At 64.4% G+C, this 14,514-nt stretch carries 13 protein-coding genes; 8 read left to right on the forward strand and 5 right to left on the reverse strand.

The window, feature by feature from the left end; translation table 11 throughout:
- Nucleotides 1-202 precede the first annotated feature (202 nt).
- On the forward strand, nucleotides 203-862 hold the full coding sequence (locus tag V7P99_RS09205) for a methyl-accepting chemotaxis protein (RefSeq protein ID WP_333794513.1): 660 nt from the start codon (nucleotides 203-205) through the stop codon (nucleotides 860-862).
- A 96-nt stretch (nucleotides 863-958) separates the two neighbouring features.
- On the opposite strand, the gene rpmB is transcribed toward V7P99_RS09205, so the two are convergent.
- Nucleotides 959-1,252 (reverse strand): 50S ribosomal protein L28, encoded by a 294-nt coding sequence (gene rpmB, locus V7P99_RS09210; RefSeq protein ID WP_333794514.1) that lies wholly within the window; start codon nucleotides 1,250-1,252, stop codon nucleotides 959-961.
- Nucleotides 1,253-1,632: 380 nt separating this feature from the next.
- Between rpmB and V7P99_RS09215 the strand changes: the two genes are divergently transcribed.
- From V7P99_RS09215 to V7P99_RS09235, 5 genes are all read left to right on the forward strand, one after another.
- The gene (locus tag V7P99_RS09215) at nucleotides 1,633-2,490 is read left to right on the forward strand and encodes a DUF3108 domain-containing protein (protein WP_333794515.1); all 858 of its coding nucleotides are present in this window, start codon (nucleotides 1,633-1,635) and stop codon (nucleotides 2,488-2,490) included.
- Between the two features lie 216 nt (nucleotides 2,491-2,706).
- Entirely contained in the window at nucleotides 2,707-5,973 is a 3,267-nt protein-coding gene (locus tag V7P99_RS09220) for a helicase-related protein (protein ID WP_333794516.1), read from the forward strand.
- Nucleotides 5,970-6,389 (forward strand): RNA-binding S4 domain-containing protein, encoded by a 420-nt coding sequence (locus tag V7P99_RS09225; RefSeq protein ID WP_333794517.1) that lies wholly within the window; start codon nucleotides 5,970-5,972, stop codon nucleotides 6,387-6,389. Before V7P99_RS09220 ends, V7P99_RS09225 begins: the two co-directional genes overlap by 4 nt.
- A 113-nt stretch (nucleotides 6,390-6,502) precedes the next feature.
- On the forward strand, nucleotides 6,503-6,841 hold the full coding sequence (gene fdxA / locus V7P99_RS09230; RefSeq protein WP_333794518.1) for a ferredoxin FdxA: 339 nt from the start codon (nucleotides 6,503-6,505) through the stop codon (nucleotides 6,839-6,841).
- A gap of 610 nt (nucleotides 6,842-7,451) precedes the next feature.
- Nucleotides 7,452-8,408: a CarD family transcriptional regulator gene (locus V7P99_RS09235; RefSeq protein ID WP_333794519.1), complete on the forward strand. Its 957-nt coding sequence runs from the start codon at nucleotides 7,452-7,454 to the stop codon at nucleotides 8,406-8,408.
- A gap of 105 nt (nucleotides 8,409-8,513) precedes the next feature.
- On the opposite strand, the gene V7P99_RS09240 is transcribed toward V7P99_RS09235, so the two are convergent.
- Nucleotides 8,514-9,416 carry a thermonuclease family protein gene (locus tag V7P99_RS09240; RefSeq protein WP_333794520.1) on the reverse strand — a complete coding sequence of 301 codons (903 nt, stop codon included), beginning with the start codon at nucleotides 9,414-9,416 and terminating at the stop codon, nucleotides 8,514-8,516.
- The gene (locus tag V7P99_RS09245; RefSeq protein ID WP_333794521.1) at nucleotides 9,416-10,474 is read right to left on the reverse strand and encodes a hypothetical protein; all 1,059 of its coding nucleotides are present in this window, start codon (nucleotides 10,472-10,474) and stop codon (nucleotides 9,416-9,418) included. The genes V7P99_RS09240 and V7P99_RS09245 overlap by 1 nt, the downstream gene beginning before the upstream one ends.
- 227 nt (nucleotides 10,475-10,701) lie before the next feature.
- Here V7P99_RS09245 and V7P99_RS09250 point away from each other — a divergent pair, with 227 nt between their 5' ends.
- Nucleotides 10,702-11,145, forward strand: a complete 444-nt coding sequence (locus tag V7P99_RS09250; protein ID WP_333794522.1) for a hypothetical protein — start codon at nucleotides 10,702-10,704, stop codon at nucleotides 11,143-11,145.
- A gap of 90 nt (nucleotides 11,146-11,235) precedes the next feature.
- Here the strand turns inward: V7P99_RS09250 and ppk2 are convergent, their stop codons facing one another.
- The gene (gene ppk2, locus V7P99_RS09255) at nucleotides 11,236-12,162 is read right to left on the reverse strand and encodes a polyphosphate kinase 2 (RefSeq protein ID WP_333794523.1); all 927 of its coding nucleotides are present in this window, start codon (nucleotides 12,160-12,162) and stop codon (nucleotides 11,236-11,238) included.
- A gap of 236 nt (nucleotides 12,163-12,398) precedes the next feature.
- Here ppk2 and V7P99_RS09260 point away from each other — a divergent pair, with 236 nt between their 5' ends.
- Nucleotides 12,399-13,715: an ATP-binding protein gene (locus V7P99_RS09260; protein ID WP_333794524.1), complete on the forward strand. Its 1,317-nt coding sequence runs from the start codon at nucleotides 12,399-12,401 to the stop codon at nucleotides 13,713-13,715.
- Between the two features lie 56 nt (nucleotides 13,716-13,771).
- Here V7P99_RS09260 and V7P99_RS09265 read toward each other — a convergent pair whose 3' ends face one another.
- Nucleotides 13,772-14,371 carry a hypothetical protein gene (locus V7P99_RS09265; RefSeq protein ID WP_333794525.1) on the reverse strand — a complete coding sequence of 200 codons (600 nt, stop codon included), beginning with the start codon at nucleotides 14,369-14,371 and terminating at the stop codon, nucleotides 13,772-13,774.
- Nucleotides 14,372-14,514 lie beyond the last annotated feature (143 nt).

Here is a 14,514-nt window from a genome sequence, read left to right on the forward strand (position 1 = left end):
CGTTCTCGGTGAGCGCGCACGCGCCGAGAATGTGATCAATCTCAAACAGGAACTTAAAAGTACGTTCGCGCCGCAAAGCCGGGCCCATCAAGCATGAACGTCCTCTCGGGGGTGGCCCTGTTCCGGACATGGCGCATGCATTTTCCGCGCGAATCGGTGCAAATTGAAGTGTACGTCTACGGAACTTCGGAGCGCGGCGGTGATGGCGCAAGAGCCGGCGATCTTTTCTGCCGAGGACTTTCTGAATAGCATCGGCATCCGCATCGACGGATTTATGTACCGAGGCTACAACAGCGACGACTACGCCATGATGTGGCTGTCGGACGGCTTCACGCGTCTCACCGGCCATGACGGCGCGTCTTTCATCCGCAACCGGACGGGCTTTGCCTCGCTGATCGTGGCGGAGGACCTTCCAAAGGTGGACGCGGCAGTTTCCGAAGCCCTATCGCGGCATGGCAACTGGCAGATGAGCTATCGCATCCGTCACCGTGATGGACATATCCTTTACGTCCACGAGACCGGAGGCGCCTCGGCCACCATCAATCCGGAGACCGGCGAGCCGGCCTATCTGGACGGCATCATTCTCGAGGCCGGTACGATGTCCCGGCTCGCCGAACGTCTGACCCACGGTGCGTCCGCGCTCGATAAGGTCGACATCGCTGCCGGCGACATCCGGACCACGCTGAAGACCCTGCGGCTCCTGGCCCTCAATGCGCGCATTGAGGCCGCCCGCGCCAATGAGCATGGCGCCGGTTTTGGTGTCGTGGCCCAGGAGATGACGAGCCTTGCCGATCAGGGCGAGCTGGTGACCAATCGGATGGCGAGCGAGCTCGAAGGTCTGCGCGGCGCGATCGCGATGTAGCCAGGGGCTCTCCCCCGCACACCGCAACGAAACATGCGCCGAACCGCTTGCCGGCCGGCGCATGCAATGTCTCTAACGAAGATACTCAGAGCGTTTTTAAGCGGCCTGTTCGGCCTTCGCCTTGGCGATCTGGCGCTTGAGCTTCTGGCATTCGAGCGAAAGGTCGTCGGCCTTCGCCTTGGCGAGGAAGGCATCGAGCCCGCCGCGATGCTCGACCGACTTCAGAGCATGCGCGGAGATGCGCAGCTTCACGGAGCGATCCAGCGTCTCGCTGATCAGCGTCACGTTCACGAGGTTCGGACGGAACTTGCGCTTCGTCTTGTTCTCGGCATGGCTTCTGAGCTGGCCCGAAAGCGGCAGCTTGCCCGTCAACTCACAGCGCCTGGTCATAGTAGGATCCCTAGCTCGGTCGCCCCACGACCAAGCGCCCGCCTCCTGGCGGACCCGAAATCACGGGGAAAATCAATGAAAATAGCCCGCCGATCGATACCGGCGGGGCAATTGGGGTTTTCTATACGCGAGCTGTGTTCTTGTCGTCAAGTCGGCGCTCACGCCGATTGAGCGGCTGAAGCGCAACAGGGCGCCCAAATGCCGACCGAACAATATGCGATGCTTGTGGATTGATGCTGCAGGTGCGTTCCAGCGCGGCGCATCCGTGAGCGAATTATTAAGCGTTGGGCGCGCATACTGCACGCCGTGTTTGAAGTTCCTGTGTAACAGCTGGCCCTTTCCGCGAGGAGCATGCGCGGCGGGGGTGGGTGAGAGTGATCATGTACCAAGTCTCGTCCCGTCGCGTTCTTGCGTATTCTGCTGGTTTTGGCGCCCTGATCCTGGCCGCCTTTTTCCTCGCTCCCCCGCCGCTAGCCACCGCCGCGCCGCCTCCGGGCGTTTCGCCGCTGCGTGTGCAGGCCACCTACAAGATTTCCCTGAACGGCTTCAACCTGGGCTCCTTCCAGTTCAAGTCCAACGTCGGCCGCACGCGCTACACGCTGGAGACGGACGTCGAGATTTCGGCGCTTCTCGGTGTGTTTAAATGGAAGGGAATCACGCACACGTCCGGCTCGCTCAGCGAGCGGGCGCCGAAACCAGCCGATTTCCGCTTCGATTACGAGAGCACGGTGCGAAACGGCTCCGTGTCGATGGGGTTCGATAAGAACGGCATCGAGCGCGTGACGGTGCTGCCGGTTACCCTGGAGGCGCCCGATACCGTGCCGCTCGGCCCGGCTCATCTCAAGGGCGTGGTCGATCCGTTGAGCGCCATTCTGGCCCTCACCCATTCCGATGCCCCCACGCCGTGCGGCCGCAAGGTTGCGATTTTCGATGGCAAGCAGCGCTTCGACCTCGCGCTGCGTTTCGTCCGCAACGAGCCGGTTGCAGGCATTCCGGGCGAGACCGCGATCGTATGCCGGGTCAAATATACTCCCATCGCCGGCTATCGTCCGACCGAGGAGACGCGGCAGCTCGCCGCGACGAACGATATCGAAATCTCGTTCCGCATGGTCCCCGCGGCCAAGCTGATGCTGCCCCAGTCCGTCGCCTTGCCGACGATGGCCGGTGCCGCCCGCATCGATCTCGAGCGCGTGAGCATCGAGGTTCCGGATCGCGGACAGCTGGCTTCGGCCGACTGACCGCCGGATTGTGGGACTGGTTCCGTAAGGGCACCGCCGGCCAAGGTGGTGCCCTTATCATCTTGAAGAAGTGGGGCCCGGCAGGCCCATGCTGCGACTTTTTCCCGATCGTATCGGACGCCTGCGGTGAAGCGTGGCGTGCAGCGGAACGAAAAGCTTGATCTCCACGCACACCAATGCAATGCCAAGGCGACTTCCCCTTTGGAGATACCGCGTATGGCCAGCGATCTGGAAGCGCGCATCCGCAATGTGACTGCGGTCCTCGGCCCCACGAACACCGGTAAGACGCATCTCGCCATCGAGCGTATGCTCGGTCACGAGAGCGGCATGATCGGTCTGCCTCTGCGTCTCTTGGCGCGCGAGGTCTATGACAAGATCGTCGCGCGCATCGGAGCCGACAAGGTGGCTTTGATCACCGGCGAGGAGAAGATCAAGCCGGAGCACGCCCGCTATTGGGTGGCAACGGTCGAGGCCATGCCGCGTGATGTGGATGTGGACTTTCTCGCCATCGACGAGATCCAACTCGCGGCCGACCCCGAGCGCGGGCACGTCTTTACCGACAGGCTGCTCCATGCGCGCGGCCGCGCGGAGACGCTGCTTCTCGGCGCCCAGACCATGCGCGATGCGATCCAGGATCTGATCCCCGGCGCCAACTTCATTTCGCGTCCGCGCCTCTCCCGCCTCACCTACGCCGGCCAGAAGAAGATCACGCGCCTGCCCGGCCGCTCGGCCGTCGTGGCGTTCTCCGCCAGCGAGGTCTATGCCATCGCCGAGCTGATCCGCCGCCAGCGCGGCGGCACGGCGGTCGTGCTCGGCGCCTTGTCCCCGCGCACGCGCAACGCCCAGGTGGCGCTCTACCAATCCGGCGATGTCGACTTCCTCGTCGCCACCGACGCTATCGGCATGGGCCTCAACCTTGACGTGGATCACGTGGCCTTCTCGGCCGCGCGCAAGTTCGATGGCCAGAACTTCCGCAATCTCACGCCCGGCGAGATTGGCCAGATCGCCGGCCGCGCCGGCCGCCACATGAACGATGGCACGTTCGGCGTCACCGGCAATTGCGATCCCTTCGAGTCCGATCTCGTCGAGCGCCTCGAGACGCATACCTTCGACAGCGTGCGCCTGCTGCAGTGGCGCAACCGTCGTTTGGATTTCGCAACGCTGGACCGCCTGCGCGACAGCCTGCGTGAAATGCCGGGGGAGCAGCGCCTCGTGCGCGCCCGCATGGCCGACGACGTGGCGGCCCTCGAAACGTTGGCGAACGACCGCGAGGTGGCGGGCCGCGCCACCACTCCATCCGCTGTCGCCCGCCTCTGGGAGGTCTGCCAGGTTCCCGATTACCGCAAGATTTCCTCGCAGAACCACGCGGAGCTCATCGGCACGCTTTTCGGCTACCTGATGGGGCCCGAGGGCCGCATTCCCGAAGACTGGTTCGCCAAGCAGGTGGCGTTTGCAGACCGCACCGATGGCGACATCGACACGCTCGCCAACCGCATCGCCCACATTCGTACCTGGACGTTCGTCTCCAACCGCGCCGACTGGCTCGCCGATCCGGCGCATTGGCAAGGTCGCACGCGAGCCATCGAGGACAGCCTCTCGGATGCGCTGCACGAGCAGCTCACGCAACGTTTCGTCGACGCCCGCACGAGCGCGCTCATGAAGGGCCTGCGCGACAAGGAGGAGCTGACGGCCGAGATCGCTGAGGACGGCACGATCCACGTCGAGAACCATTTCGTGGGCCGGCTGCGCGGCTTCCGCTTCACGCCCGAGACGCAGGCAGATGGCATCCACGGCAAGGCGGCCCGCAGTGCCGCGGCTCAGGTGCTCTCGCGCGAGCTCGGTATGCGCGCCCGCCGCGTCGCCGCCGCCAAGGTCGAGGCCTTCAAGCTCTCGCGCACCGGCCACGTGCTCTGGCGCGACGAGGAGATTGCCCTCTTCGAGCCGTCGGACGATCCACTGAAGCCGCACGTCACTCTGCTCGCCGACGAGCACCTGTCGGCGCCGGACCGGGAGAAGGTCACGGCTCGGATTGAGGCCTGGCGCGATGAGATCATCGCCGAGCGCCTGAAGCCGCTGGTTGAGATCGCCAAGGCGGAAGACGTCACGGGCCTGGCGCGCGGCATTGCCTTCCGCCTCACTGAGAGCTTCGGCATGCTGAAGCGTGAGCTGGTGGCCGAGGACATGCGGCACCTCGATCAGGAGGCGCGGGCGCAGCTGCGCAAGTACGGCGTGCGGTTCGGCGCCTTCAACATTTATTTCCCCGCGCTGCTGAAGCCGGCGCCGGCGGAGCTCTCCGCCACGCTCTGGGCGTTGAAGAACGCCGCTCAGCACGATTGCGCGCTCGAGGCGCTTTCCGATCTACCGCGGGCCGGCCTCACCTCAGCCGCGGTCAATCCCGCGCTCCCCGAGGAGCTCTATCGCGCGTATGGCTTCAACGTTTGTGGGCCGCGCGCCATCCGCCTCGACATTCTCGAGCGCCTCGCCGACCTGATCCGGCCGCTGTTGGCCTGGCGGGCGAGCCCCGATGGCGCCACCATGCCGCCGAAAGGCTCCACGGGCGATGGCGGCTTCGTCGTGACGCCGGAGATGATGTCGATTCTCGGCTGCTCGCCGGAGGAACTCGGCAATGTGCTGAAGGCCCTCGGCTTCCGCCTCGATCGCAAAACCGTGCCGAAGCCGGCCGAGCCGGTAAAGACGGAACCGGAGGCGGAACCAACCGTCGCCGACGCTGCCACGGCGGCAGTGCCTGAAACGGCGGCTGCGGTCACTGAGGAAGCCGGCGAGCCAGCACTCGCCTCAGCGCCGGCTTCGTCGGTCGCGCCGGCCGAAACACCGGCCGCTGGTGAGACCGTGTCATCGGCGCAACCAAGTTCAGCTCCCATCATCGCCCCGGCTGAGCCGGAGATGGCTGACGATCAGAACGCTAGCATGCCTGAGGCTTCTGCCGCCTCGGCGCCTCCCAAAGAAGAAGAGGCGTCGGCTTCGGTGGAAGACGCAGAGACGATTGTCATCGAGGTCTGGCGTCCACGGCGCCACCACCGCGGCGACGAGCGCCCCCGACACGAGAGAGAGCGGCGCGAGGGTCCCGGCCGGGGTCGGCGTCCGCACCAGGGACGCCCGCGTCGGAATGGAGCGCCGGCAGCGCCTGGCCCTCAGGGCTCCACGCCGGCCGCCGGACCTGCGCCCGAGGCTGGAAGCGTCTCTGCGTCTGCGGTTCCCGATGCCGGCGGCGCACAGGAGGCACAGTCTCCCCGCGCCCGTGAGCGTGGGCCGCGGGATCGCGATCATGGGCGAGACCGGCCCCAGCGGCGCGACGGCAAACGCCGCCGTGACGAGCGCAGGGATGGGCCTCACGAGCGGCCTATGACGCGCTCGGCCGGACCGCCGAAGAAGGGCGGTGTCGACCCCGATTCTCCGTTCGCCTCTCTGGGCGCTTTGCGTGATGCGCTGGCCAAGCAGGCGCAGGAGAAGAATCCTTCATGACGCGGCCCGCGCCCCGCGGCGTGGCGGCCCCGGAGCGTGAGGCGTCCCAGCGTCTCGACAAGTGGCTCTGGTACGCGCGCGTTGCCAAGTCCCGCACGCTGGCCGCGGCCGTCGTCGCGGAAGGCAGGATAAAGGTCAACCGCGTGAAGGCGGCGAAGGCGAGCCAGCAGATCAAGGTTGGCGATGTCATCACCTCGCGCCTGCCCTCGGGCATCCGGATTTTGAAGGTGATGGGCCTGGGTGCGCGCCGCGGCCCTGCCGATGAGGCGCGAGGCCTCTACGAGGATCTGACCCCTCCGATCCCACGTAATGAGGCGGGCCAGGATGCTTTGGCGTGGGGTGACCGTGCGCCGGGCTCCGGGCGGCCGACCAAACGTGACCGCCGGCGGCTCGAGGAGTTCAAAGGCGGCCAATGAGCCGGCGAGGCCCGGCCCTGCAAAACATCCCCGTGACGTTCCGGGGGCTTGCTATGCGCTCGCGCATTTGGCACACCCCCGGCGCTCCCCTCCAAGACCACTCGGGACCTGCTATGACCTACGTCGTCAACGAAAAATGCATCAAGTGCAAATACACCGACTGTGTGGAAGTCTGCCCCGTCGACTGTTTCTATGAGGGGGAGAATATGCTGGTCATCCACCCTGACGAGTGCATCGACTGCGGGGTTTGCGAGCCTGAATGCCCGGCCGACGCCATCAAGCCGGACACCGAGCCGGGCGTCGAGAAGTGGTTGGAAATCAATCGGGAATACGCGGACAAATGGCCGAACATCACGGCCAAGAAGCCCTCGCCGCCTGACGCGGACGACTTCAAGGATGAAGAGGGCAAGTTCGATAAATATTTCTCGGCTGCCCCGGGTGACGGGGACTGATCTGCGTGCCGTGAAAGGCACGGACTAGAAGCGTGCGTGCGAAAAAGGCATGTCGCAGCTCTCAGCCATAAAGTTGTAGGTGCCGGTCACCTCCTTGAGATGGGCGAACGGCTCTGCACGGGGCCGCGATGCAGCCGTGAAATTGAGGCTTGCGGCCATCCAATAAAGAACTTGAACGGGTTCTTTAAGGGCTCGGCCATCCTACATTTCAGACGCCACTTCAATTTTCCCAAAAATTATGTTACAAGAATGCCTCGGGCCAGTTTGGAACCGAGCGGGAACACATTGCGGACAAATCGTGCGCAAGGGGTCGCGGACCCGAAATGGAGTTCGAGGCCATGCCTTACGCTGTGTCGCTGAAGTTTCCGTGTCGGTACTGTGACTTATCGTCCGATATGAATTAAGTCGGCTAGCGGTTTCGCATGCGCGACCCAACATGATGGGAGGTTTCCCGGAACGGCGGCAGGGTTAACGTGCCGACGTGCCGGGTTTGTGTGTGACTGGACGGATGGCGCACCTGGGAAGGTCTGGCGCCGTCCTGTGATGATCATGAGAGGCGATTCGGCCCCGGTGGGTCGAGTCTGGTGTGACAAGCGAGAGTGAGAAGTCTATGGCTCAAAAGAACAAGACGCACGTGAAGGCTCGGACGACGCAGCCGGCCGTGTCCAAGACCACTCCCCGGCCTACCAAGACGAAGTCCGCTGCCAAGACCGGCGTCAGCAAGGCCAGTGTAAAAAAGCCGGCAGCCGCTTCGACCAGTCACGCTACAAAACCGCCCTCTGTCAAGACTCCTGTCGCCAAGGCGAAGAAGCCGGCCGCTGCCACCGCGTCTCGGACGAAAGTGGCTGCGAAAGCTGCAGCAGCCCGGCCGGCGGCTCCGGTGCGGGCCGCGGCGGCGCTCGCCAAGGGCAGCCAGAAGCTAACCGCCCCCGTACAGGCGGCGGCTCCGAAGGAGGCTGCCGAGAAGACCTCGGCTGCGCGCCAGGTCATGGCGGCGCAGAAGAAGTCGGTCAGCCAGCGGCATGGTTTCAAGACCAACGAATACATCGTCTATCCTGCCCACGGCGTCGGCCGTATCGTCGGCATCGAGGAGCAGGAGATTGCGGGCATGTCGCTCGAGCTCTTTGTCATCACCTTCGACAAGGAGAAGCTGACGCTGCGTGTCCCGACGGGCAAGCTCGAGAGCGTAGGCATGCGGAAGCTCGCCGAGGAAAACGTCGTCAAGAAGGCCATGGAGACGCTGAAGGGTCGGGCCCGCGTCAAGCGCACCATGTGGAGCCGCCGCGCACAGGAGTACGTGGCCAAGATCAACTCCGGCGATCTCATTTCCATCGCCGAGGTAGTGCGCGATCTCTATCGCTCCGAAGCCCAGCCCGAGCAGTCCTACTCCGAGCGCCAGCTCTATGAGGATGCGCTCGACCGGATGGCACGCGAGATCGCAGCCGTCGATAAGCTCGACGAGCGCGGTGCGGTTCAGCGCATTACAGATGTGCTTTCGAAGAGCGCCCGCGGCCGGCGCCTGGCTGAGGGCGCGGACGAAGATCCTGCGGATGCGCGCGCCGCCTGACGCTCTGGGAATCTGATTTTTTGAAGCTCCTCGCCGGTTCGCCGGCGGGGAGCTTTCTTTTCTGCGCTTGCGCCGTTTCGCGCTGCCCGCGCTTGAAGGTCCACATCACCGCTGCAACGCTTCGCCAGTCTCTTCCAGGGCTTCGATCTCCTCCGGCGAGGAGAGCACCATCATCGGCCCGTTACGCTGCTCGATCCAGCCACGGACGCGGATTGTCAGGCCCTTGAGACCGGTCAGATTGTCTGCCCCGCCTGGACTTCGGTCGACGGCGGCGTTGGCCAGGCTTGCCGTGAAGTCGCGTCGCCAATCGGCGTCGAAATTGAGATAGGTGAGCCGCCGCGCGCGGGTCACTCCGGCGACACGTCCCTCGACGATGACGAACCGGCCGACAAGGCGCGACAGTGCTTCGACCTCCTCGGCGGACCGAATGCGGTGGGCTTCGTCTCTCCACAAACCGCGCCGCGCATCGCGGGCTTCTTTTTCCGCCGCCACGAGGGCGTGGAGGCAGCGTGTATGTCCTGGAAGAGCGTAAGCGCGGCCATGACCTTCGCGGATCAGATGTTCTTGCACCCAGACCTCGCCGTCTGGCGTGCCGACGTACACTTGGGCGAGGCCGCGTCCGTATCGATCCCGGCGCCGGCTATCGTAGCGAAGCGTCACCCGGCGGCCGGCCGCCAGCGCGTCGAGGGCACGGGCGGCATCCCGTGCCGGAGGCCATCCGAGCGCATCGTCTCCCACGAACGGATCCGCTTTCGGCGCCAGCGATCCGACGAGACGCACGTCGCGCCCGTCTTCGAGCCGCAACGTTTCCCCATCGATGACTTTGAGAACGCCGTGGGACGAGCCTGCCTCTGGCGCGCAGGTTTCATCGGCACCGGCCGCAGACGGCAGGGCGTATATGAGAACGGCGGCCGCAAATGCCGCGCGGGCAGTGGAGCTCCTTTGCATGTCGCCCTCGATCCATGATGTCGCCAGCATGTCACGCCGGTGGCGGCCGGTCACCCGCATCAGCCGCCGAAGATGAAGTTGAATGGCGAGATCCCGCGCAGAGAGAACAGGCCGTTGCCGGCTGGCACGCCGTGAGCATCGAGGCCGGAGGGGCGGAGATCCGGGGCATCGAGCCGCGCGTCCTCGGGGACGGACGTCGGCTCTGTGAAGGGTTGCAGGATGAGATCGACGCCGGCGTCAAGCTGGATGCGGTCGCGCGCGCCGTCCCAGATAATCTGCTCGATCGAGAACAGATAGTCGCGGCCCGTTGCGTGGTGAACGATGAAGTCCGGCTGCCGATGCGGCTTGCCCCGAGGCAGCGCCTCGATCCGAATTTCTCCCGCACCTGTGTAATCGACCGTGTCGATGCCGTCCTCGGCATAGGAAAGGCCGGGCTGCCCCCCATGCAGAATATTGATGCCGGGAGACCATAGGAAAGTGTCGTTCCCTGCTCCGCCGTAGAGCTTGCTGACGGACCCCGTAGCGTCGTTGCCGACGAGCACGTCGTCGCCGTATCCGCCCATCAGCGTCGAAAAACGGTCGGTGGCCCGAAGCCGATCCTCGCCGGATGTGCCGAGCAGTGTCGACGTCCCCGGCGAAAAGCGCAATCCGTTCGGCGTGGCCTCCATGATGTCGACCTCCGCATGATACAGGAGGGAGGCGACCAGCGATGAAGAGTTGACGGTGGGCAGCGGAGAGGCCGGCAACGTGGCGGGAATATAGGGAAACCGCTGTGCGTCGATGTCCGCGGCATACGCGACGAGCTTCGCCCATAGCGTTATCGCCTGGCGCCCTTCCGCGATGGTGCGGGCTCCGCGACTGCCGCTGGTTCCGATTTTGTCGGCGAGCGCGCGACCGATGAGGCCGCCATTGGCGTCCGAAAGTGTCGTGCCCCCGGCCCAGCCTTCGACGGCGAGACGTGTTCCGGAGATGCCCGGCTCGCGCAGGCCTTCGATTACGAACCAATGGTCCTGGGTGCCGGAAGGTAGGCCATGCCGAAAGACGATCTGAAGGTGATCGAATCCGAAGATGCCGAGCCCGAAAAGTTGCACGGGCAGCCTCTCCACCGTAACGGACATGGTTTGGCGCGCTTCAAGCCTTTGCGCCAGGGCCTGATTCAGACCGACAGCCTGTGGCAGACAACAACAATCGATGACGACATACGCGCTACAAGCGCACGCAAGAATAGATAATTTTGTACGCAACAATCACCGAGCATGCCCTTTCCAAGTCTGCGTCTCCAAGGCAATACTGTCGTAAAAAGCGCATAGAAGGCTTTATTTTCAACAGGGAAGGGGAACACGTCATGGAGGGACCGTCTTTTAAGGGCCTCGTGCTCGGAGCCATCGCCGGGGCGATCGCCTATGTCACGGTACACGAAGCGATCATTTTTTGTCTGGCGAGCAATGGCTATACGACGCGGGTTCCATGGTCCATGGAGCCATCGCTCTTTACCGGGTATCCGCAAGTCGTCTCCGGCGCCGCCTGGGGCGCGCTGTGGGGCATAATCTTTGCCTTCATTCTCGGCAGCGTTCCGCGCGGCGCACTGACCTTTCGCGGCGCACTTCTCGGCGTGATCGGCACGGCCGTGGTTGGCGTGCTGGTGCTGGTGCCCCTGATCCGAAGCGAGCCGCCGTTTCTCGATGGAAACGTCGATCTAATCTGGCCGGAACTCGTTCTCGGGGCCGGTTTTGGTGCCGTCACCGCCTGGCTCTATGGCTTCTTCACGTCCGGCCTTCGCCTTCCGTAGCGGCGGCCGGGCCGTTTTCACGTGAATCTTTGAGCCCGATCGTTTGATGGCCTCAAGCCGCGCCGAAGAGCCTTGGCGCGGCTTCCATCCTCACGCCTTTCCGTCGGTGCCGGTGGTACGGGCGAGATAGTCTGCGCCGCCTTCGGTGAGTTTCGGATCGATCGCGCCGATGGCGTCCGCATCCTTGCCGGCGTAATCGAGCGCCGAGAGGAGCACGCGCATAGCCTCGAGGCGAGCCCGCCGCTGATCATTGGCGTTGATCACGGCCCACGGGCTGGCCGCCGTATGTGTGAAACGCAGCATGTCCGCTTCGGCGCGGGAGTAATCGTCGTATCGCGAGATGGCTGCGAGATCGATATCCGTCACTTTCCATTTCTTGAACGGGTCATGGCGGCGCTCATGGAAGCGCTTGAGTTGCATCTCGCGCCCGACCGTCAGGTAGATCTTGAAGAAACGGATGTTATCGCGGATGAGCAGCGCCTCGAACTCAGGCGCGTCGCGCAGGAAGCGGGCCGTCTCGTCCTCGCTGCAGAAGCCCATCACGCGCTCGACCCCGGCGCGGTTGTACCAGGACCTGTCGAACAGCACGATGTCGCCCTTCGTAGGAAGGTGCGCGACGTAGCGCTGGAAGTACCACTGGCCGCGCTCTGCCTCCGTCGGCTTGGAGAGAGCTACGGACCTCGAATGGCGGGGGTTGAGGCGCGCGAGAATGCGCGAGATGCAGCCGCCCTTGCCCGATGTATCGCGCCCCTCGAAGATGACGACGATACGCTCGCTTTCGGCCTCGACGTGATCCTGCAACTTGATTAGCTCGAGCTGAAGGCGGTGAAGCTGCTCTTCGTAAGGCGTCCGCTTAAGCTTCGCGTCGTACGGATAGCCGCCGGATTTCAACGCCCGTGCCTTGATTTCCTTGGGCAGCTCAGGGTTGTCGATATCGAAGCTCGGGTAGAGCCCGCTCGCCTCGCCAGATGCAGCCTTGGCAGGCCGCTCCGCTGCGGTGGTCTTCGCTTTTGCCATGATGCCTTCGCTGGCCGGACGGGCGGCGGCACCGCCTCGCACGGGCTGTCACACGAGTGTCGTCTGGCGGTGTCCAATTGGCATGCGGAAAACCGCAGAGGGCGACCTCTTGAAAACCATAACGTTTGAAGAGCCGCAAGGTTTGTACCATGGAAGTTGAGGCTCTCATGCGGATTGATGCAATATCCGCTCCCATGATGGAGCCCCGGCGGCGTGCCCTTCCCGAAACAGCTAGATTGAGTTTAGAGCGCATTCTTGCGGCCGTTGGCGCGTTGCGCCGCCGCCTGCGCTCCCGGGCGCGAACGCTCGTGGTGATCGCGCTGTTCTTCACGAGCGCCTGGTTGGCAGGCGCCCTCGCGGGATGGCTCGCCGCGGCCGGCGCTCTCATGATGGCGATGGTTGCCGCCGGGCGCGGCACGACCGATGCAGACGACGAGCCCGCGCGGTCGGTTTCCGCAGAGCACGGCCGATCGCCGTCATCCAAGGGCCAGCAGCGCGAGGCGGATAGCTGGCGCCTCCTGCTCGATGCCGTGCCCGACGCCGTCGTCGCTCTCGATCACAACTTCAACATCATGCATTTCAACGCACGCCTCGAGGAGCTGTTTCCGAAAGCGCGCATCGGCCAGCCCCTGAGCCAGCTTTCCCGTCACCCCGAATTGAACGCTGCGGTTGACGCTGCGGTGACGGCCAGCCAGCGCATCGTCGTCGATCTCTACGAGCGTGTTCCCGTCGAGCGGCGCATTTCGGCCAGCATCTCGCGTATCGGAGGACGGGAGATCCGGCGCGGCGTACCGTTCCTCATCGTCTCGTTCCGCGACCTCACCGAGCAGGACAAGCTCGCGCAGATGCGGGCGGACTTCATCGCCAACGCCAGCCACGAGCTGCGCACGCCACTCGCGTCGCTCAGAGGCTTCGTCGAGACGCTTCAAGGGCCGGCGCGCGACGATCCCGAGGCGCGCGACCGCTTCCTCGCCATCATGTCGAGCCAAGCCAACCGCATGACACGCCTGATCGATGATCTCCTGTCGCTCAGCCGCGCCGAAATGCGCGTGCATCTTCCGCCGCGCGGGATCGTCGATCTGAATGATGTCGCCTCATACGTCGCTCAGGCACTTGATCCCGTCGCCGCGGCAAGCAAGGCCAGGATTGTTGTCACCAAAAGCGAGGAGCCCGTCCGCATCCGCGGCGATCGCGACGAGATCGTGCAGGTGATTCAGAACCTCGTCCACAATGCCATCAAGTACGGCCGCGAGGGGGGGAACGTCGAAATCGCCGTCTCACGCGTGCTCGACGGATCGCCGCCGCAGCCCCGCGCGCTGGTCGCCGTCGCGGATGACGGCCCGGGGATTGCGCCGGAGCATCTCCCCCGCCTGACCGAGCGCTTCTACCGCGCAGGCCAGGGCGGGCGGGAGAAGAGCGGCACCGGGCTTGGTCTCGCCATCGTCAAGCATATTGTTCTTCGCCATCGGGGCGAGTTCAGGATCACGAGCACGCTCGGCAAGGGCTCGACGTTCTCGGTCCTGTTCGATGAGCTCTCCCCGGCCGGAGCCTGATCGTTTGAGGCGGGCGCGGACACGCGCCGCAAGACGGATTATCCGTCATCCGCGGTTCAATCGGTCCGGTATGTCTTCAGATCCCGCACGAGTTCGGTGAGCCGCTCGGCGACTTCCGCTCCGGTATCAACGCAGGCTTTGAGCGTTGCCCGGTTCTGAATCAGCTTGTTCAGACGATCTTGGCAATCGCCGAAACCGAAGAAGATGTCCTCGGGCGCATCGACGGCCCCGTCCTCAACGGCGCACATCGCCTCGAACGTACTCTGCGAAGCGAGCACCAGCATGGAGGCCACGTCATTGATCGCCTGCTGGTAGAGCTTCGCCGTGTCTGTATCCACGCGCGGACCGTGCATGCCGAACTTCAAAGGCGACGACACTTGTGCGCCCTCACCCATGAAAAGCTTGGGGTTACGCTGGAAACGGCGGAAGATCTCGGCCAGATGCAGGCAGCAGGTTTCGAGTTCGCGGAGCGCCGTTACGGTCTTGCGTTTCGGCCGCGCCTGCTCGCTGCCGCGCTCGCGCGCTGCCCAGTTTATGGATGCGATCGACGTGATCGTGCCGAGCGCCGCGATGGCTGGAAGCACGGCCGCGAACGGATCGGGGGCGATCCGCGTATCCGCCTCGGCAGGTTCCTCTGAATTGCGCTTTCCCGCCAACGCGTGAACCCCTCCGCCCGATTTACAGGGCTGCTCTGCTTCTACACCCCGGCGGAGGGAGGCACCAGCGCCAGAGTGTTTCCGGAAAAGTGAACGACAGTTTTCCGATAGGAAGCACGAGTAAAAGAGTGCCTCCGGCCCGG

Source organism: Hyphomicrobium sp., assembly GCF_036780825.1.
Classification (GTDB): Bacteria; Pseudomonadota; Alphaproteobacteria; order Rhizobiales; family Hyphomicrobiaceae; genus Hyphomicrobium_C.

Coding starts and splice junctions, on each gene's coding strand:
- ppk2 (WP_333794523.1), bottom strand. CDS start 12,162: ATGGCAAAAGCGAAGACCACCGCAGCGGAGCGGCCTGCCAAGGCTGCA.
- fdxA (WP_333794518.1), top strand. CDS start 6,503: ATGACCTACGTCGTCAACGAAAAATGCATCAAGTGCAAATACACCGAC.
- V7P99_RS09235 (WP_333794519.1), top strand. CDS start 7,452: ATGGCTCAAAAGAACAAGACGCACGTGAAGGCTCGGACGACGCAGCCG.
- V7P99_RS09220 (WP_333794516.1), top strand. CDS start 2,707: ATGGCCAGCGATCTGGAAGCGCGCATCCGCAATGTGACTGCGGTCCTC.
- V7P99_RS09250 (WP_333794522.1), top strand. CDS start 10,702: ATGGAGGGACCGTCTTTTAAGGGCCTCGTGCTCGGAGCCATCGCCGGG.
- V7P99_RS09205 (WP_333794513.1), top strand. CDS start 203: ATGGCGCAAGAGCCGGCGATCTTTTCTGCCGAGGACTTTCTGAATAGC.
- V7P99_RS09240 (WP_333794520.1), bottom strand. CDS start 9,416: ATGCGGGTGACCGGCCGCCACCGGCGTGACATGCTGGCGACATCATGG.
- V7P99_RS09215 (WP_333794515.1), top strand. CDS start 1,633: ATGTACCAAGTCTCGTCCCGTCGCGTTCTTGCGTATTCTGCTGGTTTT.
- V7P99_RS09225 (WP_333794517.1), top strand. CDS start 5,970: ATGACGCGGCCCGCGCCCCGCGGCGTGGCGGCCCCGGAGCGTGAGGCG.
- V7P99_RS09245 (WP_333794521.1), bottom strand. CDS start 10,474: ATGTCCGTTACGGTGGAGAGGCTGCCCGTGCAACTTTTCGGGCTCGGC.
- rpmB (WP_333794514.1), bottom strand. CDS start 1,252: ATGACCAGGCGCTGTGAGTTGACGGGCAAGCTGCCGCTTTCGGGCCAG.